This window comes from Pseudomonas sp. B111 (assembly GCF_026428275.1).
Lineage (GTDB): Bacteria > Pseudomonadota > Gammaproteobacteria > Pseudomonadales > Pseudomonadaceae > Pseudomonas > Pseudomonas aeruginosa.
On sequence record NZ_CP097857.1, the window covers coordinates 2317318 to 2337311 of the forward strand.

The following is a 19994-nucleotide window of genomic DNA, read 5'->3' on the forward strand; positions in this document are numbered from 1 at the left end:
GGGCGAATAGCCGCTCGCGGCTATCCGCCGGACGGGGTTCCGGTGCGCTGGCGGATAGCGCTGGGGCGCTATTCGCCCTACGGGGTTCGGGGCCCGGGTGGGGCGGGCGAATGTGTTGATCCGCCAACACTTGCCCAGCAGTTGCGCCCGCCCAGCGACAGGGGCTTGCCAGCCAGGCCTTGCCCGGCGCGGCCCCGCAGCCCGGCACGGGCTGTGCACGGGGTGCCGGATGCACAGGCAAGCCAAGGAGTCCCCATGCCGCGCGAAATCCGTCTCAACGCCTTCGAAATGAACTGTGTCGGCCACCAGTCGCCCGGCCTCTGGGCGCATCCGCGCGACCGCTCCTCGCAGTACAAGGACCTGGAGTACTGGACCGACCTGGCGCGGTTGCTCGAACGCGGCCGTTTCGACGGACTGTTCATCGCCGACGTGCTGGGCATCTACGATGTGCTCGACGGCAATGGCGACGCGGCGATCCGCCAGGCCGCCCAGGTACCGGTGAACGACCCGCTGGCGCTGATCACGCCGATGGCCGCGGTGACTCGCCACCTGGGCTTCGGCCTGACCGCCTCGCTGTCCTTCGAGCATCCCTATCCCTTCGCCCGCCGACTCTCGACCCTGGACCACCTGACCAAGGGCCGGATCGGCTGGAACGTAGTGACCTCCTACCTGGAAAGCGGCGCGCGCAACCTCGGCCAGCAGGCCCAGCTCGACCACGACCGCCGCTACGACTATGCCGACGAATACCTACAGGTGCTCTACAAGCTCTTCGAAGGCAGTTGGGAGGACGGCGCGGTGCTCCGCGACCGTCGCCGACGGATCTTCAGCGACCCGGGCAAGATCCACGAGATCCGCCATGTCGGCGAGCACTTCCAGGTACCCGGCATCCATCTCTGCGAACCGTCGCCGCAGCGCACGCCGGTGCTCTACCAGGCCGGCGCGTCGAGTCGTGGCAAGCGCTTCGCCGCCGAGCACGCCGAGTGCGTGTTCGTCGCCGCGCCATCGAAGACCGTGCTCAAGCAGGCGGTCGCCGACATCCGCCAGCGCGTCGCCGAGGCCGGCCGCGATCCGCGCAAGGTACTGGTGTTCAACCTGCAGACGGTGGTGCTGGGCGAAACCGACGCCAAGGCCAGGGCCAAGTTCGACGAATACCGCGCCTTCGTCAGCTACGAAGGGGCCCTGGCGCTGATCTCCGGCTGGACCGGGATCGACTTCGGCCAGTATCGGCCGGACCAGGTACTGCGGCACATCCACACCAATGCGATCCAATCGGCGGTGGAAGCGTTTTCCAGCGCCGATCCGACGCGCACCTGGACGGTCCGCGAGCTGGCCGACTGGGTCGGTATCGGCGGCTTCGGCCCGCTGTTCGTCGGCAGCCCGGCGACCGTCGCCGACCTGTTGCAGGAGTGGGTGGAGGACACCGACGTGGATGGCTTCAACCTGGCCTATGCGCTGGCCCACGAAACCTTCAGCGACGTGGTCGAATTGCTGGTGCCGGAGTTGCAGAAGCGCGGGGTGTACAAGACCGAATATGCGCCGGGGACTCTGCGCGAGAAGTTGTTCGGCGACGGCCCGCGGCTGCCGGATTCCCATCCGGCGGCCGGCTATCGCGACCTGCGGGCGCTCTGGGAGAAGGAGGCCGGGCGCAACGCGCTGCCGGCCTGACCTGGGCGGACGGCGGATGACGCCGGTGGCGATATCCGCCCCAGGGCCCGGGACGGCTCCTAGAGCCAGGCGTGCCGCGGTGGCTTCACCCCATTCAACTGGTAGTTGCCGATGGCATGGTATTTCCAGCGCACCGGGTCATGCAGGGTGTGGGTGCGGGCGTTGCGCCAGTGGCGGTCGAGATTGAGTTCCTCCAGGGTCGAGCGCGTGCCGGCCAGTTCGAACAGCCGGTTGGCGGCGAGCAGGGCGGCTTCGGTGGTGAGCACCTTGGCCTCGGCCACGGCGATCGAGGCGGCGGCCACGCTCTCCTCGTCGGGGGCGGCGAGCGCCGCTTCGATGGCGTCGGCCGCCAGGTCGAGCACGGCTTCCGCGGCGCGCACGCGGATGCGCAGGTCGCCGACCTGCTGGATGGTGTAGGGGTCTTCCCAGGCATGCTGCTGGTTGGCGTCTATCCATGGCCGCGCGTGGCGGCGCACCTGCTGCACGGTCTCGGCGAGGATGCCACGGGCGATGCCGGCGTCGATGGCGGCCTGGATGAACTGCGATACGGCGCCGGCGGCGGTGGGGCGGTCGAAGGCGCGGTGCACCGGGATGACGTGCTCGGCCGGCACCCGCACGTTGTCCAGGATGACGGTGCCGCTGGCGGTGGTGCGCTGGCCGAAGCCGGACCAGTCGTCGATCACCGTCAGCCCCGGCGCGTCGCGCGGGATGAACGCCAGGTGCGCGCGCTGCTCGGCGTCGAGGCCGACGGCCGGTACCCAGTGGGCGAGCAGGGCGCCGCTCGAATAGAACTTGCGGCCGTCGATGCGGAACCCGTCGCCATCCGCCAGCACTCGTGTCTGGAATTCGGCGACGGTACGGCTGTGGCGTTCGGAGAAGGCGTTGCCGAAGCGCACGCCGTCTAGCACCAGGCCGTAGAAGAAGCGTTTCTGCTCCTCGCTGCCGTCCAGGCGCAAATGGTCGAGCACCGCCAGGTGGTTCTGCGGCAACTGCGCCAGGGACGGGTCTACCGCGGCGATGGTCTTCAGTACTTCGGCCAGGGTCCGGTAGCCGACCTCGGCGCCGCCGTAGGCGCGCGGTACGCTGATGCCCCATAGGCCGCTCTGCGAGAAGGCTTCCAGTTCGGCCACCGGCAGCCGGCGCTGGCGGTCGCGCAGCGAGGCTTCCTCGGCGAACAGCCCGGCCAGTTCGCGGGCGACGCGGATCGCCTCGGCGTCGTCGGCGATGCGCCGGGCCGGGGTCCGTGGCAGCGGTTGCCGATAGGGATCGGCGGCGTTCTTTTCCAGTTCGCTCATGGCAACTCCTTGCGATGGGATGGGGCGAGGTTCAGCGGGACGCCGTGGCCGGGCCGCTGCCGATCTGCCAGACGTAGGGCGGCTCGCTGCCGTTGATCTCCCAGTCGCCGACGATCCGTTGCTTGTAGATCAGGGGATTGTGCGAGGCGGCGGTGCGCGCATTGCGCCAGTGGCGGTCGAGCTGCTTGCCGCGGCCGACGGCGGAAGCGCCGCTGGCGTCGAACAGCTCGCTGGTGGCCTGCAACACCAGTTCGGCGACGATCGCCTGGGCCTTGGCCGATTCGATCTCGGCGGCGACATTGGCCTCCTTCTCCGCCTGCGGGTCGCCTACGAAACGCGCCAGGTAGGCGCGCTGGGCCGCTTCGGCGGCGCGCAGGGTGGCCGCCTCGGCGGCGTAGACGCGCGCGGCGATGCGCCCGACCACCTGCTGCACCTGGGGATCCTGGCTGACTCGCGGGGCATTGCCGTGGCTGTAGATACGGGTCCGCCCGCGCACCTCGGCGGCGACGTCGCGCAAGGCGGCGCGGCCGGTGCCGGCCAGCACCGCGAGCAGGACCAACTGGTAGAACGCGGTCTGGTACTTGAAGCGGCTGGCGAAGTCGATGAGGTTCTCTTCCTCCACCTCGGCGTCCTCGAACAGCGATGTGCCGCTGCCGGTGGTGCGCTGGCCGAAGCCGTCCCAGTCGTCGCTCTGGCGCACGCCGGGCTGGTCGGTGCGGATCGCCGCGATCACGTCGGCGCCGGTGTCGTCGCGCTGGGCATACAGATCGATCCAGTCGGAGAAGAGGCTGCCGGTGCTGTAGTACTTGCTGCCGTTCACCACCCAGCGACCGTCGTCCTTGCGCGAGACGCGGGTGAGCACTTCGCCCAGCCGTACCGAACCGACCTCGGTCCAGGCGCAGCCGACCAGGTCGCCCTCGACGAAGCGCCGCAGCCAACGGTCGCGGCCAGGGCCGGGCTCGGCATTGAGACGGTCCTCGACGAAGGCGAAGTGGCCGCGCAGGGCCTGGGTGATGTTGGAGTCGGCCTCGGCCAGTTCGATCAGCAACTGAACCAACTGCGGCAGCGAGGCGCCGGCGCCGCCGTGCTCGCGCGGCACGCGCACGGCACCGAAGCCGGCCTGCTTGAGCCAGGCGATCGCCTCGTGGGGCAGTTCGCGTTGCCGTTCGCGCTCGACGGCGCCTTCGGCGATGCGCGCGAAGATCGGTCGGAAACGCTGGGCGAGCAGTTCGTAGTCGGTGCCTTCGGAGAGACTGGCGGCGGTGGCTTCGGGATGGACGCGGGCGTTCATGCGGACTCCTGGTAGGCAGCGGGGCCGTCCGGTCGACGGCTACCCTGGAGTCCGGGCCGTTGCACAGCCTGTGCCGACCCGCGCAGGCCACTGCTTGCGCGGGTTCGCGCGAGCAGGAGGTGTTGCCGGGGCGGCAGCCTGTTGCGCGGCTGCTGCCTGGCGAACAGTCGGGGAGGTGGCGGCAGGTCCCTCTCCCGGCGGGAGAGGGACAGGCGCTTCAGAAGATGTAGTCGGTGGTGAGGAAGTTCGACGCGCGGTTGCGGATGATCTCGCTGACCAGGGTCTTGTTCGCCTCGGTGTCGCGGGTCGCCACCAGGGTGCGGATGGAGAACACCCGCAGCGCGTCATGGACCGACAGGGTGCCTTCCGCCGAATTCTTCCGGCCGTTGAACGGGTAGCTGTCCGGGCCGCGCTGGCACTGGGCGTTGACGTTGATCCGGCCGACCTGGTTGGCGAAGGCGTCGACCAGCCGGCCGATCTGCGCCGGGTCGTTGCCGAACAGGCTCAACTGCTGGCCGTAGTCGGAGCGCAGGACGTAGTCGATCACCTCGTCCAGCTCGCGATAGGGCACCACCGGCACCAGCGGACCGAACTGCTCCTCGTGGTAGAGGCGCATATCCGGGCTCACCGGACTCAGCAGAGCGGGGTAGAAGAAACTTTGCCGATGCTCGCCGCCGCCCGCATTGACCACTCGTGCGCCCTTGGCCAGGGCGTCGTTCAGCAGGCCTTCGAGATAGTCGACCTTGCCCGGCTCCGGCAGCGGCGTCAGCGCCACTCCCGGTTCCCAGGGCATGCCCGGCTTGAGGCTGGCCAGGCGCGCGCTGAACTTGTCGAGGAACGGTCGCAGCACGCTTTCGTGGACGAACAGGATCTTCAGCGCGGTGCAGCGCTGGCCGTTGAAGGACAGCGCGCCGGTGACCGCCTCGTTCACCGCGTTGTCCAGGTCGACCTGCGGCAGGACGATGCCCGGGTTCTTCGCGTCCAGGCCGAGGGCGGCGCGCAGGCGGTGCGGGCGGGGGTGCAGCTTTTTCAGGTCGCTGGCGCCGGAATGGGTGCCGATGAAGGCGAACACGTCGACCTTGCCGCTGGCCATCAGCGCCGACACGGTTTCCCGGCCGCGTCCGTAGATGACGTTGATCACTCCCGGCGGGAAGCTGTCGCGGAAGGCTTCCAGCAGCGGGCGGATCAGCAGCACGCCGAACTTGGCCGGCTTGAACACCACGGTGTTGCCCATGATCAGCGCCGGGATCAGGGTGGTGAAGGTTTCGTTCAGCGGGTAGTTGTACGGCCCCATGCACAGCGCCACGCCCAGCGGCACCCGGCGGATCTGGCCGAGGGTGCCCTGTTCCAGTTCGAAACGGCTGGAGCGGCGGTCGAGTTCCTTCAGCGCTTCGATGGTATCGACGATGTAGTCGCAGGTGCGGTCGAACTCTTTCTCGGAGTCCTTGAGGTTCTTGCCGATTTCCCACATCAGCAGCTTGACCACCGCCTCGCGTTGCTCGCGCATCCGCGCCAGGAAGCGTTCGACGTGCTGGATGCGCTCGGCCACCCGCAGGTTCGGCCACAGGCCCTGGCCGTGGTCGTAGGCCCGCACCGCGGCGTCGAGCGCGGCGAGCGCCGCGTCGGCGTCGAGCAGCGGGGTGCTGCCGAGGATCACCTGGCGCTCGCCGTCGGCCTCGGCGAGGAATACCGGGCTGCGTACCGGCGCCAGCGGGCCGTCCCAATGTCGCAGTTGGCCGTCGACCAGGTAGTCGCGCTGCTCGATGGGGGCGTCGGGGCGGTACTGCTCGGGAATGGCGTCGAGGCTGGGAAACAGCGAATCGAGGTGGAGCGGGGCGGTCATGGCGGGTCCTCGAATGACGTGGGTGAAAGACATGGGACTGTTGTAGCGCGGTCCGGGGCGAAGGTAAATCGTTTCAGCAGGAAAACCGTCGCGCCCTTGCCGGAAGTCAGCCTTTGCTCCCACTTCGCGGGGAGGCGGGAGCAAAGGCACGGCACCGTCTGGCTTCAGGCGTCGGCGGTAGGCTCTTAGCGGGGCTGCGCCGGCGGCGGCTCAAGCAATTCCTGCTGCTCGGCATAGCGCTGGCGGATATCGAAGTCGCGCGGCCAGCGCGAGGCTTCGTGGTCGGGGCGTTGCATCGGTTCGGTCAGGGCTGGACTCCGGTCGGGCTGGTGCTCAGAGCACCAGCGACAGCAACAGGATGAAGACCAGGCCGACCACGGAGAGGATGGTCTCCATCGCGGTCCAGGTCTTGAAGGTCTCGCTGACGCTCATGTTGAAGTACTGCTTGACCAGCCAGAACCCGGCGTCGTTGACATGGGAGAGGATCAGCGAACCGGCACCGGTGGCGAGCACCAGCAACTCGCGGTTGACGCCGGGAATCAGGTCGATCACCGGCACCACGATGCCGGCCCCGGTGATGGTGGCGACGGTGGCCGAGCCGGTGGCGATGCGGATCACCGCGGCCACCAGCCAGGCCAGCAGGATCGGCGAGATCTGCGCGTTCACCGCGAGATGGCCGATGACGTCGCCGACCCCGCTGGCCACCAGCATCTGCTTGAAGCCGCCGCCGGCGCCGATGATCATCACGATGGCGGCGGTCGGTGCCAGGCTCTGGTCGAGCAGTCTGAGGATCTTCTTCGAGTCGAAGCCGCGGGCGTAGCCGAAGGTATAGAGCGCCACCAGCAGGGCCAGGAGCAGGGCGCTGATCGGGTGGCCGATCATGTCCATCCAGGCGCGGAACGCGTGGCCATCGGGGAAGGCGACGTCGGCGAAGGTCTTCAGCAGCATCAGGAACACCGGCAGCAGCACGGTCGCCAGGGTCACGCCGAAGCTGGGCAGGTCCTGGGTCTCGGGCTCGTGGGCGATCTGCTCGACCAGTTCCGCCGATGGCGTGCCGGGGATGTAGCGCGAGACCAGCGCGCCGAACAGTGGGCCGGCGATGGCGGCGGTGGGCAGGGCGACGATCAGGCCGTAGAGGATGGTCTTGCCGATGTCGGCGCCGAACACGCCGATCGCCAGCAGCGGGCCGGGGTGCGGCGGCACCAGACCGTGCACCGCGGAAAGGCCGGCGAGCAACGGGATGCCGATCTTGATCAGGGACACGCCGCTGCGCCGGGCGACGATGAACACCAGCGGGATCAGCAGGATGAAGCCGATCTCGAAGAACAGCGGGATGCCCACCAGGAACGCGGCGAGCATCATCGACCAGTGCACCCGCTCCTTGCCGAAGGCGCGGATCAGGGTGCGGGCGATCTGGTCGGCGCCGCCGGAATCGGCCATCAGCTTGCCGAGCATGGTGCCCAGGGCGAGGATCACGCCGACGAAGCCGAGCACGCCGCCGAAGCCGTCCTGGAAGGATTTGACGATCTTCTCCACCGGCATCCCCGAGGTCAGGCCGAGGAAGCCGGCGGCGATGATCAGGGCGATGAAGGGATGCACCTTGAAGCGGGTGATCAGCACGATCAGGCCGATGATGGTCACCAGGGCGTCGAGGAGCAGGTAGGCATCGTGTGACATGCCGAACATGGAGGGCTCTCCTTTTGTCGTTGTTCTACCGGAGTTGCTGTTTCATTGAAGCGCCTTTTCGGGGTAGCGCTATCTTTGTCGGACAAGCGAAAGACTTCAGGCGGCGGCGTGCTCCAGCCACCAGGCGTGGGCGGCCTGCGCCAGGCATTCCACCGGCAGGGTGGCGTCCAGGCGCAGGGTCAGGGGTTCGTCGAGCGGCGGCTCGAGGGCGGCGAACTGGCTGTCGATCAGGGTCGCCGGCATGAAGTGGCCGGGGCGCTGGGCGACGCGCTCGGCGGCGACCGCCGGGGTCAGTTCCAGGTAGACGATGCCGAGGCCGGGCACCGCGCGGCGCAACCGGTCGCGGTAGGCGCGCTTGAGGGCGGAACAGGTCAGTACCGGCAGCTTGCCGGCGGCCACCGCCTGGCGCAGCTGCTCGGCGAGGGTGTCCAGCCAGCCGGCGCGGTCGTCGTCGGTGAGGGGGATGCCGGCGCTCATCTTGCGGATGTTGGCGGCGGGATGGAAGCTGTCGCCTTCGATGCCGTGGGCGCCGCTGCGCTGGCAGAGGGCCTGGCTGACGCTGGACTTGCCGCAACCGGCGACACCCATGATGACCAGGGCTTGGAGGGGTGGATGCATGGAACACCTCAAGCGTGAGACAGCGCTGTCTTTGCGACCTGGAAAAAATCGCGCGAGCCTGGCTCCGCCTTCTTGTCGTTGTGGTCTGTCGAATCCCGCGCGGGCAGTGGCGGACAGGCCGCCTCAGGCGATTGCCCAGGTCGCGAGACAGCGCTACCTTAGTGCCTGGAATTTTGTTTGGCAAGCAGGCCACGATGAGCATCACCAAGAACGACAAGAACACGCGAACCACCGGACGTCCCACCCTCAACGAAGTCGCGCGCCGCGCCGGGGTCAGCCCGATCACCGCGTCGCGCGCGCTGCGCGGCGTCGCCAGCGTCGCCGAAGAACTGGCGCAGAAGGTCCGCGACGCCGCCCGCGAACTCGGCTACGTGGCCAACCCCGCGGCGCGCGCGCTGGCCTCGGCGCAAAGCCACAGCGTGGCGGTGCTGGTGCCGTCGCTGGCCAACCTGCTGTTTATCGAGACCCTCGAGGCGATCCACGCGGTACTGCGGCCACAGGGCCTGGAGGTGCTGATCGGCAACTTCCACTACTCGCGCAACGAGGAAGAGGACCTGATCCGCAACTACCTGGCCTACCAGCCGCGCGGCCTGCTGCTGACCGGCTTCGAGCGCACCGAGAGCGCCCGGCGGATGATCGAGGCCAGCGGCATTCCCTGCGTGTACATGATGGACCTGGACTCCGGCGCCGGGCTCAATTGCGTCGGCTTCTCCCAGTTGCGCGCCGGCGAGGCCGCCGCCGAGCACCTGCTGGCACGCGGCCGCAGGCGCCTGGCCTACATCGGCGCCCAACTCGACCAGCGCACCCTGCTGCGCGGCGAGGGGTTCCGCCGCGCCTTGCAAAAAGCCGGCTGCTACGACCCGGGGCTGGAAATCCTTACGCCGCGGCCGTCCTCGGTGGCCCTCGGCGGCGAACTCTTCGTGCAGTTGCTGGCCAGCCAGCCGCAGGTCGACGGGGTGTTCTTCTGCAACGACGACCTGGCCCAGGGCGCGCTGTTGGAGGCCCTGCGCCGTGGGGTCAAGGTGCCGGAGCAGATCGCCGTGCTCGGTTTCAACGACCTGCCGGGTTCGGACTGCACGGTCCCGCGCCTGAGCAGCATCCGCACCCCGCGCGAAGCCATCGGCCGGCGCGCGGCGGAGCAGTTGCTGGCGCTGATCGCCGGCAAGGAGGTGCGCGATAGCGCGCTGGACATGGGGTTCGAGCTGATGGCGCGGGAGAGCACCTGAACCCGCGGCCCGACGGTGCGGCCGTTCAGGGACATGTCGAGGGTTGGGCAGCGCCGCCGGACGGAACGGCTTGCCGGGTAGGGCGAATAGCGCCGCAGGCGCTATCCGCCGTTACGCCGGGTTTCACGGCGGATAACCGCGAGCGGTTATTCGCCCTACGGGGACATGTCGAGGGTTGGGCAGCGCCTCCGGGCGGAACGGCTTGCCGAGTAGGGCGAATAGCGCCGCAGGCGCTATCCGCCGTTACGCCGGGTTTCACGGCGGATAACCGCGAGCGGTTATTCGCCCTACGGGGGCGTGTCGAGGGCTGGCAGCGCCTCCGGGCGTAATGGCTCGCCGTTACGCCGGTGTCTCAAGCCACCGCGTAGTAATGCTTGACGAAGCCGCCGTCGGCAACCTCCCAGAGCACCGGGGTGCCCTTGCTGACGAACCAGCTGTCGCCGGCCTTGTAGAGCGTGCTCTGGCCGGTGGACTCGTCGGTGAGGCGGACCTCGCCGCTGACCACCGTGGCCTGTTCGCTGAACGGATAGGTCATGCGGAACTTGCCGGCGGTGGTGCCGAAGTAGGCGGCGCTGACCGGGTCGGTGGGGGCTCCGGCGGTCATCTTGCCGAAGGCTTTCACCTCGCCTTCGAGGATCTCCGAGCCGAGGTCGGCGACGCTGCCCCAGGCGTCCAGTTCATCGAGGGTGATGCCGTGGCGGATAACGGTAATGGCCATGGGAATGCTCCTTGTAGAGTGATCGGTAGGTTTCAGCGCCGGCCGTTCCAGTAGCCGGAGAGCTGGTGCCAGGTCTTGCCCGCGCTGAGCAGCAGCGGGCGGAAGTGGTCCTTGCCGTGGATCGGGATGCGGCGTACCGAGCTGAGCAGGTCGTAGCGCGCCGAGCCTTCGCTCATGCCTTCGGCGAGGACCTTGCAGACGATGTGGCTGGGGGTCACGCCGAACCCGGAATAACCCTGGACGAAGAACGCGTTGGGCCGCCCCGAGAGGCTGCCGATCTGCGGGAACAGGTTGGCGCTGCAAGCCATCGGCCCACCCCAGGCGAGGTCGATGCGGACGTGCTCCAGGTAGGGGAAGATCTTCAGCATCAGCTTGCGGTTCCAGGCCTTGAGGTCGCCGGGTATGCGTTCGACGAAGGGCGTGGCGGCGCCGAACAGCAGGCGGTTCTCGTTGGTCACCCGGTAGTAGTCGATGACCGGGCGGATGTCGCTGTAGGCGCCGCGGATCGGGCTGATCCGCTGGATCAGTTCGTCCGGCAGCGGCTCGGTCATCATCTGGAACGCGTAGGTATTGATGGTGGTGCGGTGCAGCTCGGGTTCGAGCCGGTTGAGGAAGCTGTCGCAGGCCCAGAGCAGCTTGTTCGCGGTGACCGAGCCCTTGGCCGTGCGCACGCGGATGCGCTCGCCGTATTGCACCTCCAGCGCCGGGCTGTATTCGAATATCCGTGCGCCGAGGCCGGCCAGCGCCTTGGCTTCGCCGAGCAGCAGGTTGAGCGAGTGCACATGGCCGCCGCCCATGTGCAGCAGGGCGCTGCCGTAGGCGTCCGAGCCGATGATCTGGCGCACCTCGGCACCGTGCAGGTAACGGATCTCATGGGGCGAGCCGAGCGACCGGAATTCCTTTTCCCAGGCCTGCAGGGTCTTCGCCTGGCGTGCGTTGAAGCCCATGTAGCCGTAGCCGTGGCAGAAGTCGGCGTCGATGGCGTACTTCTCGATGCGGCCCTTGATGATGTCGGCGCCGAGGTCGCTGATCTCGAAGATCGCCCGCAGGCCGTCCTCGCCGACGTCCTTGCGGATCTTCTCCAGGTCGTGGCCGATGCCGGCCATGATCTGCCCGCCGTTGCGCCCGGTACCGCCGAAGCCGAGGTGGCGGGCCTCCAGCACGACGATGTCGGTGATGCCGTGCTCGGCCAGTTCCAGCGCGGTGTTGATGCCGGAGAAGCCGCCGCCGATCACCACCACGTCGGCGTCCAGGTCGGTTTCCAGGGAGGGGAAGGACAGCTCGTACTTCTTGGTCGCCGTGTAGTAGGTCGGCGTCTCGATGTTGATCATGGATGCGGCCTGGCAAGGGGTGGATGTACCTATTAGACGCTCCGTGGCCGCCGCGGTCTTGTTCCTGTCTGCCGCCGGCTTGACCGGCCCTGCCAGGCGCGCTTCAGCCCAGCGTGGCGATCACCCGTGGCGCGACGAAGTCGATGAAGGCGCGCAGCTTGGGCGAGACCTGGCGGCCGGACGGCCAGAGCAGGAAGAACCGCGCGCGGCGCTCGCAGAAGGCGTCGAGGACGCTGACCAGGCGTCCTTCGCGCAGCGCCTCGCGGATCGAGAAGTCCGGCAGGCAGGCGATGCCCTGGTCGCGCAGGGCGAAGCAGACGCGGGTCTCGATGTTGTTGCAGACCATTGACACCGGGATCTGCGGCGGGGCTTCGCCGTCCGCGCGGCGCAGCGGCCATTCCTCGAGGCGGCCGGTGTTGGAGAAGCGGTAGTGCAGGCAGGTGTGCCGCAGCAGGTCTTCCGGGCAGCGTGGCGTGCCGTGGCGGGCGAAGTAGGTCGGCGAGCCGACCAGCTTCAACTGGAACTCGCCCAGTTCGCGCATGGACAGCCGCGAATCCACCGGCTGGCCGGTGCGCAGGACCACGTCGAAGCCTTCGTCGACGACATCCACCACGCGATCGCTGAAGTCGAGGTCTAGCTCGATGTCCGGATAGGCCTGCATGAAATCGGCGAGCGCCGGCAGGACCAGCCCGCTGACCAGCGGCAGGCTGACCCGCAGGCGCCCGCGCGGGGTCTCGCGGCTTTGCGACAGCTCCAGCTCGGTGGCTTCGATCTCGGCCAGGATGCGCCGGCTGCGCTCGAGGAACAGGCTGCCTTCGGCGGTCAGGGTGATGCTGCGGGTGCTGCGGTGGAACAGGCGCACGCCGAGCTTCTCTTCCAGGCGGGCGACCCGCTTGCCCACCGCCGAGGCGCTGACGCCGAGGGTCCGAGCGGCGCCGACGATGCTGCGGGTCTCGGCGACGCGGACGAAGACGGTGAAACCGCTGAGGCTGTCCATGCAAGGCTCCGATTACGGACATGAAGGTCCGGATAGAGCGGAACTCTATCCGTCTTTTTCCGCTTTTGCAGCGCTCTTAGCCTGTCCGCATCCTTCATCGTCCGCGGAGAGTCCTGCATGTCAGGTTTCGAACGAGGGCCAGGGCGCAGCCTGGCGGAACATGTCGATCAGGCGATCGAGGCGGCATTCGCCGACCAGCGCCTGGTGGGAGCGGTGGTACTGGTGGCGCACCGGGGGCAGTGGCTCTATCGACGGGCTGCCGGCCTGGCCGACCGCGAGGCCGGCCGGACAATGGGCGAGGACAGCCTGTTCCGCCTGGCCTCGGTGAGCAAGCCGATCGTCAGCGTCGCCGCCCTGAGCCTGGTGGACGAGGGCCGGCTGGCCCTCGATGAGCCGATCGCCGACTGGTTGCCGGCGTTCCGTCCGCGCCTGGCCGACGGCCGCGAGGCGCGCATCACGCCGCGGCAGTTGCTGAGCCACAGCGCCGGCCTCGGTTATCGCTTCCTCGAAGCCGACGCAGACGGCCTCTATGCCCGCGCCGGGATTTCCGACGGCATGGACCTGCCGGGCTTCGACCTGGCCGAGAATCTCCGTCGCCTGGCCTCCGTGCCCTTGCTCTACGAGCCCGGCCGCGCCTGGGGCTATTCGCTGGCCACCGACGTGCTCGGCGCGCTGGTGGCGCGGGTCGACGGGCGGCCGCTGGCGGAAGCGCTGCGGCAGCGGGTCGGGATTCCGGCCGGCATGCGCGACAGCGGCTTCCTCTGCGCCGACGCGCAACGCCTGGCGGCGGTCTACGTCAGCGACCGGCCACGCCCGCGGCGGATGGCCGAGCGGGAGACCGTCACGCCGTTCGAGGACTGCGTCGGCATTCGCTTCGAGCCGCGTCGGGCCTTCGAGCCGTCTGCCTATGCGTCTGGCGGGGCGGGGATGATCGGCAGCGCCGGCGACGTGCTGCGCCTTCTGGAGGTCCTTCGCCAGGGCGGCGCGCCGTTGCTGACGCCTGGCCTGGTGGAGGAAATGGGCCGCGACCAGGTACCCGGCCTGGAACTGCCGGCCAATCCCGGTTTCGGCTTCGGCCTGGGCTTCTCCGTGCTGCGTGACCCGGCCATCGCGCAATCGCCGGAGTCTCCCGGCACCTGGCGCTGGGGCGGCGCCTACGGGCATTCCTGGTTCGTCGACCGGGCCCGCGAACTGTCGGTGGTGGCGCTCACCAACACCCTGTTCGAGGGCATGTCGGGACGCTTCGTCAACGACCTGCGCGACGCCGTCTACCGTTCCGCGGAGGTGCGCTGATGGGACGCCGCGAAGCATTTCCGGAGAACGCCGGGGCCGCTGCGTCGGCCGTGGCGCCGCGGCTGCCGCTGAGCGCGTTGCTGGCGATGGCGATGTCCGGCTTCGTCGCCATTCTCAGCGAAACCCTGCCGGCCGGCCTGCTGCCGCAAATCGGCGCGGGGCTGGCGGTCAGCGAGGCGCTGGCCGGGCAGCTGGTCAGCGTCTATGCCCTGGGTTCGCTACTGGCCGCGTTGCCGGCGGCGAGCCTGACCCAGGGCTGGCGGCGGCGCCGGGTGCTGCTGCTGGCGCTGCTGATCTTCTTCGTCTGCAACAGCTTCACCGCCGTTTCCTCGGATTACCGCCTGACCCTGCTGGCGCGCTTCGGCAGCGGCGTCGCCGCCGGCCTCGCCTGGGGCCTGCTGGCCGGCTACGCGCGGCGCCTGGTGCCGCCGGAGCAGCAAGGGCGGGCGCTGGCGGTGGCCATGCTCGGTGCGCCGCTGGCGTTGTCGCTCGGCGTTCCGCTGGGCACCTGGCTGGGCGGCCTGCTCGGCTGGCGCTGGGCCTTCGGCCTGTTGTCGCTGACCGCGCTGTTGCTGGTCGGCTGGGTGCTGCACAGCGTGCCGGACTTCCCTGGCCAGCCGGCCGGGCGGCGCCTGCGCCTGCTCGGGGTGCTGCGCACGCCGGGCGTGCGTCCGGTATTGCTGGTGATCGTCGCCTGGGTGCTGGCGCACAACATCCTCTACACCTATATCGCGCCGTTCCTCGCCAAGGTCGGCCTGGGCGCCTCGGTGGACCTGGCCCTGCTGGTATTCGGCAGCGCCGCGGTGGCGGGAATCTGGCTGGTCGGCGCGCTGGTCGACCGGCACCTGCGGCGGATGGTCCTGGCCAGCCTGGCGCTGTTCGCCGTGGCGGCGCTGGCGCTGTGCCTGGGCGCTCGCTGGAGCTGGCTGGCGTTCGCCGGCCTGGCCCTCTGGGGACTGACGTTCGGTGGCGCGGCGACGCTGCTGCAGACCGCCTCGGCGGACGCCGCCGGGGAGGGCGCCGACCTGGCCCAGTCGATGATCGTGGTGGCCTGGAACCTGGCCATCGCCGGCGGCGGAGCGTTGGGCGGCATGGTGTTGCAGCGCTGGGGCAGCGAGATGCTGCCCTGGACCCTGCTGCCGCTGATCGGCCTGGCCGCGGCGCTGGCCTGGGGCAATGCCGCGCACGCGTTCCGCGTCGGCCCGCGCGGTTTCCCCAGGGCATCGTCCGAACGCCGGAAAGCGGCGGAATAGAGTGGCGCCGCCGGGCAAGGCAAAAAACGCGACGGGTCTTAGAACGTTTATTCACTTGGGTTATTTGGATAGGCCCGATTCGAATATCCATCGCGTCGAAATACCTGCCGCGACGATGCGCTCCTCCGTCATGCAGCGGAATCCGCTGTCATTGCGCCGAACGCCTTCGCTGCCTCGCCGGTAGCCGCCATGCAGCGCCCGGCGCGGCTGTTGCACCGGCATCTTGCCGGTGCGCCGGCGCTGCCTAGAATCGGCCCCAGTCGCACTTACCCCCGCTTCGCCTACAGGAGTTACCGCCATGATGAATGCCATGCAGATGCCGATGAACATGAATGCCGCCATGCCGATGATGCCCATGATGGGCATGCCGATGATGATGGCGAGCATGCAGTGCGAAACGATGGACGACGGCATGCTGTGCAAGATGATGCCGGCGATGGGCATGGACATGGGCCAGTTCCGCAACAGCGCCGAGATGATGGCGATGATGATGAACTGCGGCATGCCCATGATGATGCAGTGCGGCAACCTGGCGATGATGGGCATGTCCCAGGCCTGCATGGCGATGATGCCGACGATGGGCATGGGGATGGGCATGCCGATGATGGGCATGGCTCCGATGAAGTGCATGATGGAGTGCTCCATGCAGGGCGACGCCATGCACTGCAGGATGATGCCGATGCAGGGCATGGACATGGAGATGTTCAAGAACTGCTGCATGCTGATGGCGAAGATGATGGAGTGCGGCATGCCGATGATGATGAGTTGCAACGGCATGCCGATGATGTGCTGCACCTGCTGATCCGTCGCCGGATGGAAAAGGCCCGCCCGGGATGACCGGGCGGGCCTTTCTTCGTCCATGGCAGCAAGGCCGGGGTCAGTCCAGGCGCTCCGGGTAGGTCATCACCAGGTACGCCAGCGCTTCGCTATCGGCGGGGTTGCGGTAGCTGTGCGGCTGGTCGGCGTAGAACAGGATCGAGTCGCCGGTGGCGAGCAGGAAACGCTCTTCGTTGACCCGCACTTCCAGTACCCCTTGCGCCACCACCAGGTTCTCCTGGGTGCCGGGGGCATGGGCCTCGGCGTCTTCCTGGCCGAGGCCGCGCAGGCGCAGTTCGTAGAACTCCACCTGACGCGCCACATCGAAGGGGAACAGCGCGCGGCTGGTGAAGGCGCCGTCGGCGCTGACCAGGCGCTTGCTCTGTTGCGCCGGCAGCACGGCGACGCCGGCGAAGGCGCGATCGTCGAGGAAGGCTGCCACCGACACCTTGAGGCCCTGGGCGATCTTGCACAGCACCTTGATCGACGGCACGCTGCGCCCGGACTCGATCTGCGCCAGCATCGCCCGGCTGACACCGGAAATCCGCGCCAGGGCGTCCAGCGAGAGATTGCGCTTGCCGCGCAGGCGCAGCAGGTTGTGGGCGACGCGCTGGCCAATCAGATCATCGGGTTCGGTATGCACGCCGGCGGCCAGTTCCAGGTGGGCGACGCCATCGCTGGCGGGCAGGTTCATCGGTCAGGCCCGGCGGCTGCGCTCGTCGTGCCTGGCTGGCGGTTGCGGCACGGCGTAGCCGGCCCGCCAGGCGTACACCGCCCACATCATTTCGCCCAGGCGGCGTGCCTGGCGGCGCGAGCGGTAGCGGGCGAAATCGATGACGTTGTCGGTGCGGTCCATGAGGCATTCCTCGGGCGGCGGGTTCGATGGCAGCCAGACTATCCCTTCGCCGCTTAGAGCCATAAATACTAAGTTTTTATTTATTAATTCACTTTTGTGCTTACCAGGAACGCCGAACCGTACCGAGCAGCATATTTATATTCTTTAAAGGTATTTAAATTAATTTTCTTATTCCAATAAATTAAAGACTCTCGCGTACCTGCCGACCAATCGGCGCGCCGCACCGAATCCATGCCGCCTTGCGCGGTATTTCGTGCCCGGCGTGTCCGGGCTTGCGTGGGAGTCAGCGATGTCCGTTTCCCTTCCGGCGCCAGCGCGCGCCGACGTTCCCTTGCAGATCCGTGCCCTCGATGCCGCGTTCGGCGCCGAGGTGCTCGGCCTCGACCTCGGGTTGCCCCTGGCCGCCGAGGACTTCCGCCGTATCCACCGGGCGCACCTGGACCACCATGTGCTGGTGTTCCGCGAGCAGCGCATCACCCCGGCGCAGCAGATCGCCTTCAGCCGGCGCTTCGGTGAGTTGCAGATCCATGTGCTGAAGCAGTTCCTGCTCCCAGGGCATCCGGAGATCCTCATCGTTTCCAACATCGTCGAGAACGGCCAGCCCGTCGGTCTCGGCGATGCCGGCAAGTTCTGGCACTCCGACCTTTCCTATAAGGAGCTGCCGAGCCTCGGCTCGATGCTGCATGCCCAGGAGCTGCCGGAGGAGGGCGGCGATACTCTGTTCGCCGACATGCACAAGGCCTGGGACAGCCTGCCGGAGGCCCTGCGCAAGGCGATCGAGGGACGCACGGCGGCGCATTCCTATACCGCCCGCTACAGCGAACCGCGCTTCGAGGGCAACTGGCGGCCGACCCTGAGCGCCGCCCAGCTCGCCGAGGTGCGCGAAGTGGTCCATCCGATCGTGCGCACCCACCCGGAAAGCGGGCGCAAGGCGCTGTTCGTCAGCGAAGGTTTCACCACCCGCATCCTCGGCCTGCCGGCCGACGAGAGCGCCCAACTGCTCGCCGAGCTGTATGCGCACAGCGTGCGCCCCGAGCACATCTACCGGCATCGCTGGCAGGCGCATGACCTGGTGTTCTGGGACAACCGCTCGCTGATCCATCTCGCTGGCGGTTGCCCGGCCCACCTGCGGCGCAAGCTCTACCGCACCACCATCCAGGGCGACGCGCCGTTCTGACGACGGCGCGCGCTTCCCCCTTTTCGCCAGGAGCGTTTCCATGAACCGCATTCCCCGTTTCACCCGCCTGGTCGCCGCGCTCGGCCTGGGCCTGAGCCTCGCCACCACGCTGCTGGCCAGCCGGCCGGCGCAGGCCGAGGGCGAGATCCGCATCGCCGAGCAGTTCGGCATCGTCTACCTGCTGCTCAACGTGGTCCGCGACCAGCGCCTGATCGAAAAGCACGGCCAGGCCGAGGGCCTGCAAATCAAGGTCGACTGGACCCAACTGTCCGGCGGCGCGGCGGTCAACGATGCGCTGCTGTCCGGGGCGATCGATATCGCCGGTGCCGGCGTCGGTCCGCTGCTGACCATCTGGGACCGTACCCGCGGGCGCCAGAACGTCAAGGCGGTGGCCTCGCTGGGCAACTTCCCCTACTACCTGCTGAGCAACGACCCGCGGGTCAGGAGCATCGCCGACTTCGGCGCCGGGGATCGCATCGCCGTGCCGGCGGTGGGGGTTTCGGTGCAGTCGCGCTTCCTCCAGTACGCCGCGGCGAAACAGTGGGGCGACAAGCAGTTCGACCGCCTCGACAAGTACACTGTGGCGCTGCCGCACCCGGACGCCACCGCCGCGCTGGTGGCCGGCGGCACCGAGCTGACCGGGCATTTCTCCAACCCGCCGTTCCAGGACCAGGCGCTGGCCAACCCGAAGGTCCACGTGGTGCTCGACAGCTACGAGCTGTTGGGGCCGAATTCGCCGACCGTGCTGTTCGCCACGGAGAAGTTCCGCCAGGACAACCCGAAGACCTACCGGGCCTTCGTCGAGGCGCTGAAGGAAGCGGCGGCCTTCGCCCAGAACGACAAGGCGGCCGCCGCCGATACCTATATCCGGGTGACCGGGGCGAAGATCGACCGCGCCGCGCTGCTGAAGATCATCGCCAATCCGCGGGTGGAGTTCAGCGTCACGCCGAAGAACACCTATCCGCTGGCGGAGTTCCTCTACCGGGTCGGTGCGATCCGCAACAAGCCGGCTTCCTGGCAGGACTATTTCTTCCAGGACGGCGCGCCGTTGCAGGGGAGTTGAGACGCCGATGAACGCTGCCTCCCGCCAACCTTCCACGCTCCCCGCCGACGCCCTGCTGGCGGTGGACGGAGTCAGCCTCGAATACCGCACCCGCTCGCGCGTGGTGCGGGCCACCCAGCGGGTCAGCTTCGAAGTCGACCCGGCCGATCGCTTCGTCCTGCTCGGCCCGTCCGGCTGCGGCAAGTCGACCCTGCTCAAGGCGGTGGCTGGCTTCATCACGCCCAGCGAGGGCGAGATCCGCCTTCAGGGACAGGCGGTCAGGGCGCCCGGCCCCGACCGTATCGTGGTGTTCCAGGAGTTCGACCAGTTGCCGCCATGGAAGACCGTACGGCAGAACGTGCTGTTTCCCTTGCGGGTGTCCGGCCAGGTGGCGCGCGACGAGGCCGAGCGACGCGCCGACGAATGCCTCGAGAAGGTCGGCCTGGCGGGCTTCGCCGAGGCCTACCCGCACACGCTGTCCGGGGGCATGAAGGCGCGGGTGGCGATCGCCCGGGCGCTGGCGATGCAGCCGAAGATCCTGCTGATGGACGAGCCGTTCGCCGCGCTGGACGCGCTGACCCGGCGAAAGATGCAGGAAGAGCTGCTGCGCCTGTGGGAAGAGGTGCGTTTCACCCTGCTGTTCGTCACCCATTCCATCGAGGAGGCGTTGGTGGTGGGCAACCGCATCCTGCTGCTCTCGCCGCACCCGGGGCGGGTCCGGGCCGAAGTGCACGGCCACCCGTTCGGGCTGCACAGCCTGGGCGGCGAAGCGCTGCAAGCCGCGGCGCGACGCATCCACCGCTTGCTGTTCGACGAGGGCGGCGAACCGACGGCGGCCGAGACGCTCGACTTCGCCGATATCCGGCTGGCCCACTGAGCAGAGGAAC

At 68.4% G+C, this 19994-nt stretch carries 18 protein-coding genes; 8 read left to right on the plus strand and 10 right to left on the minus strand.

Annotated features, from left to right (window positions below; all coding sequences use genetic code 11):
• The first annotated feature begins 255 nt into the window (after positions 1-255).
• A complete protein-coding gene (locus tag M6E97_RS10800) occupies positions 256-1665 on the plus strand; it encodes an LLM class flavin-dependent oxidoreductase (RefSeq protein ID WP_003107490.1) in 1410 nt (469 codons plus the stop codon).
• A 59-nt stretch (positions 1666-1724) separates the two neighbouring features.
• Here M6E97_RS10800 and M6E97_RS10805 read toward each other — a convergent pair whose 3' ends face one another.
• From M6E97_RS10805 to M6E97_RS10825, 5 genes are all read right to left on the minus strand, one after another.
• Positions 1725-2960 carry an SfnB family sulfur acquisition oxidoreductase gene (locus M6E97_RS10805; protein WP_023105307.1) on the minus strand — a complete coding sequence of 412 codons (1236 nt, stop codon included), beginning with the start codon at positions 2958-2960 and terminating at the stop codon, positions 1725-1727.
• A gap of 31 nt (positions 2961-2991) precedes the next feature.
• The gene (locus M6E97_RS10810) at positions 2992-4251 is read right to left on the minus strand and encodes an acyl-CoA dehydrogenase family protein (protein WP_033996247.1); all 1260 of its coding nucleotides are present in this window, start codon (positions 4249-4251) and stop codon (positions 2992-2994) included.
• A gap of 217 nt (positions 4252-4468) precedes the next feature.
• Positions 4469-6094 carry an NADP-dependent glyceraldehyde-3-phosphate dehydrogenase gene (locus M6E97_RS10815; protein WP_003117844.1) on the minus strand — a complete coding sequence of 542 codons (1626 nt, stop codon included), beginning with the start codon at positions 6092-6094 and terminating at the stop codon, positions 4469-4471.
• Positions 6095-6427: 333 nt separating this feature from the next.
• The gene (locus tag M6E97_RS10820) at positions 6428-7780 is read right to left on the minus strand and encodes a GntP family permease (RefSeq protein ID WP_003107128.1); all 1353 of its coding nucleotides are present in this window, start codon (positions 7778-7780) and stop codon (positions 6428-6430) included.
• A 96-nt stretch (positions 7781-7876) separates the two neighbouring features.
• Complete coding sequence (locus M6E97_RS10825; protein WP_003107130.1) at positions 7877-8398, minus strand: gluconokinase, GntK/IdnK-type; 522 nt, start codon at positions 8396-8398, stop codon at positions 7877-7879.
• Between the two features lie 194 nt (positions 8399-8592).
• Between M6E97_RS10825 and gntR the strand changes: the two genes are divergently transcribed.
• Positions 8593-9624 carry a LacI family DNA-binding transcriptional regulator GntR gene (gene gntR, locus M6E97_RS10830; protein WP_003111384.1) on the plus strand — a complete coding sequence of 344 codons (1032 nt, stop codon included), beginning with the start codon at positions 8593-8595 and terminating at the stop codon, positions 9622-9624.
• A 352-nt stretch (positions 9625-9976) separates the two neighbouring features.
• Here gntR and M6E97_RS10835 read toward each other — a convergent pair whose 3' ends face one another.
• The 3 genes from M6E97_RS10835 to M6E97_RS10845 form a co-directional block, all read right to left on the minus strand.
• Positions 9977-10342, minus strand: coding sequence for a cupin domain-containing protein (locus M6E97_RS10835; RefSeq protein ID WP_003089408.1), 366 nt, complete (start codon positions 10340-10342; stop codon positions 9977-9979).
• A 32-nt stretch (positions 10343-10374) separates the two neighbouring features.
• Positions 10375-11673 carry an NAD(P)/FAD-dependent oxidoreductase gene (locus tag M6E97_RS10840; protein WP_003089406.1) on the minus strand — a complete coding sequence of 433 codons (1299 nt, stop codon included), beginning with the start codon at positions 11671-11673 and terminating at the stop codon, positions 10375-10377.
• A 103-nt stretch (positions 11674-11776) separates the two neighbouring features.
• Positions 11777-12670, minus strand: a complete 894-nt coding sequence (locus tag M6E97_RS10845; RefSeq protein ID WP_003111387.1) for a LysR family transcriptional regulator — start codon at positions 12668-12670, stop codon at positions 11777-11779.
• A 117-nt stretch (positions 12671-12787) separates the two neighbouring features.
• Between M6E97_RS10845 and M6E97_RS10850 the strand changes: the two genes are divergently transcribed.
• From M6E97_RS10850 to M6E97_RS10860, 3 genes are all read left to right on the plus strand, one after another.
• The gene (locus tag M6E97_RS10850) at positions 12788-13963 is read left to right on the plus strand and encodes a serine hydrolase domain-containing protein (protein ID WP_034005071.1); all 1176 of its coding nucleotides are present in this window, start codon (positions 12788-12790) and stop codon (positions 13961-13963) included.
• Entirely contained in the window at positions 13963-15216 is a 1254-nt protein-coding gene (locus M6E97_RS10855) for an MFS transporter (RefSeq protein ID WP_003139370.1), read from the plus strand. Before M6E97_RS10850 ends, M6E97_RS10855 begins: the two co-directional genes overlap by 1 nt.
• A 298-nt stretch (positions 15217-15514) precedes the next feature.
• Positions 15515-16018 carry a hypothetical protein gene (locus tag M6E97_RS10860; protein WP_016254185.1) on the plus strand — a complete coding sequence of 168 codons (504 nt, stop codon included), beginning with the start codon at positions 15515-15517 and terminating at the stop codon, positions 16016-16018.
• Positions 16019-16093: 75 nt separating this feature from the next.
• Here M6E97_RS10860 and M6E97_RS10865 read toward each other — a convergent pair whose 3' ends face one another.
• Together M6E97_RS10865 and M6E97_RS10870 are read right to left on the minus strand one after the other, a co-directional pair.
• Positions 16094-16675 (minus strand): helix-turn-helix domain-containing protein, encoded by a 582-nt coding sequence (locus M6E97_RS10865; protein ID WP_003122724.1) that lies wholly within the window; start codon positions 16673-16675, stop codon positions 16094-16096.
• Positions 16676-16729: 54 nt separating this feature from the next.
• A complete protein-coding gene (locus M6E97_RS10870) occupies positions 16730-16888 on the minus strand; it encodes a hypothetical protein (RefSeq protein WP_003089396.1) in 159 nt (52 codons plus the stop codon).
• A 289-nt stretch (positions 16889-17177) separates the two neighbouring features.
• Here M6E97_RS10870 and M6E97_RS10875 point away from each other — a divergent pair, with 289 nt between their 5' ends.
• From M6E97_RS10875 to M6E97_RS10885, 3 genes are read left to right on the plus strand one after another with little or no spacing between them, the layout of a single operon-like run.
• Complete coding sequence (locus M6E97_RS10875; RefSeq protein ID WP_003139374.1) at positions 17178-18065, plus strand: TauD/TfdA dioxygenase family protein; 888 nt, start codon at positions 17178-17180, stop codon at positions 18063-18065.
• A gap of 40 nt (positions 18066-18105) precedes the next feature.
• Entirely contained in the window at positions 18106-19128 is a 1023-nt protein-coding gene (locus M6E97_RS10880) for an ABC transporter substrate-binding protein (RefSeq protein WP_003117836.1), read from the plus strand.
• 7 nt (positions 19129-19135) lie between these two features.
• Positions 19136-19984, plus strand: coding sequence for an ABC transporter ATP-binding protein (locus tag M6E97_RS10885; protein WP_003089387.1), 849 nt, complete (start codon positions 19136-19138; stop codon positions 19982-19984).
• The last annotated feature ends 10 nt before the right edge of the window (positions 19985-19994 follow it).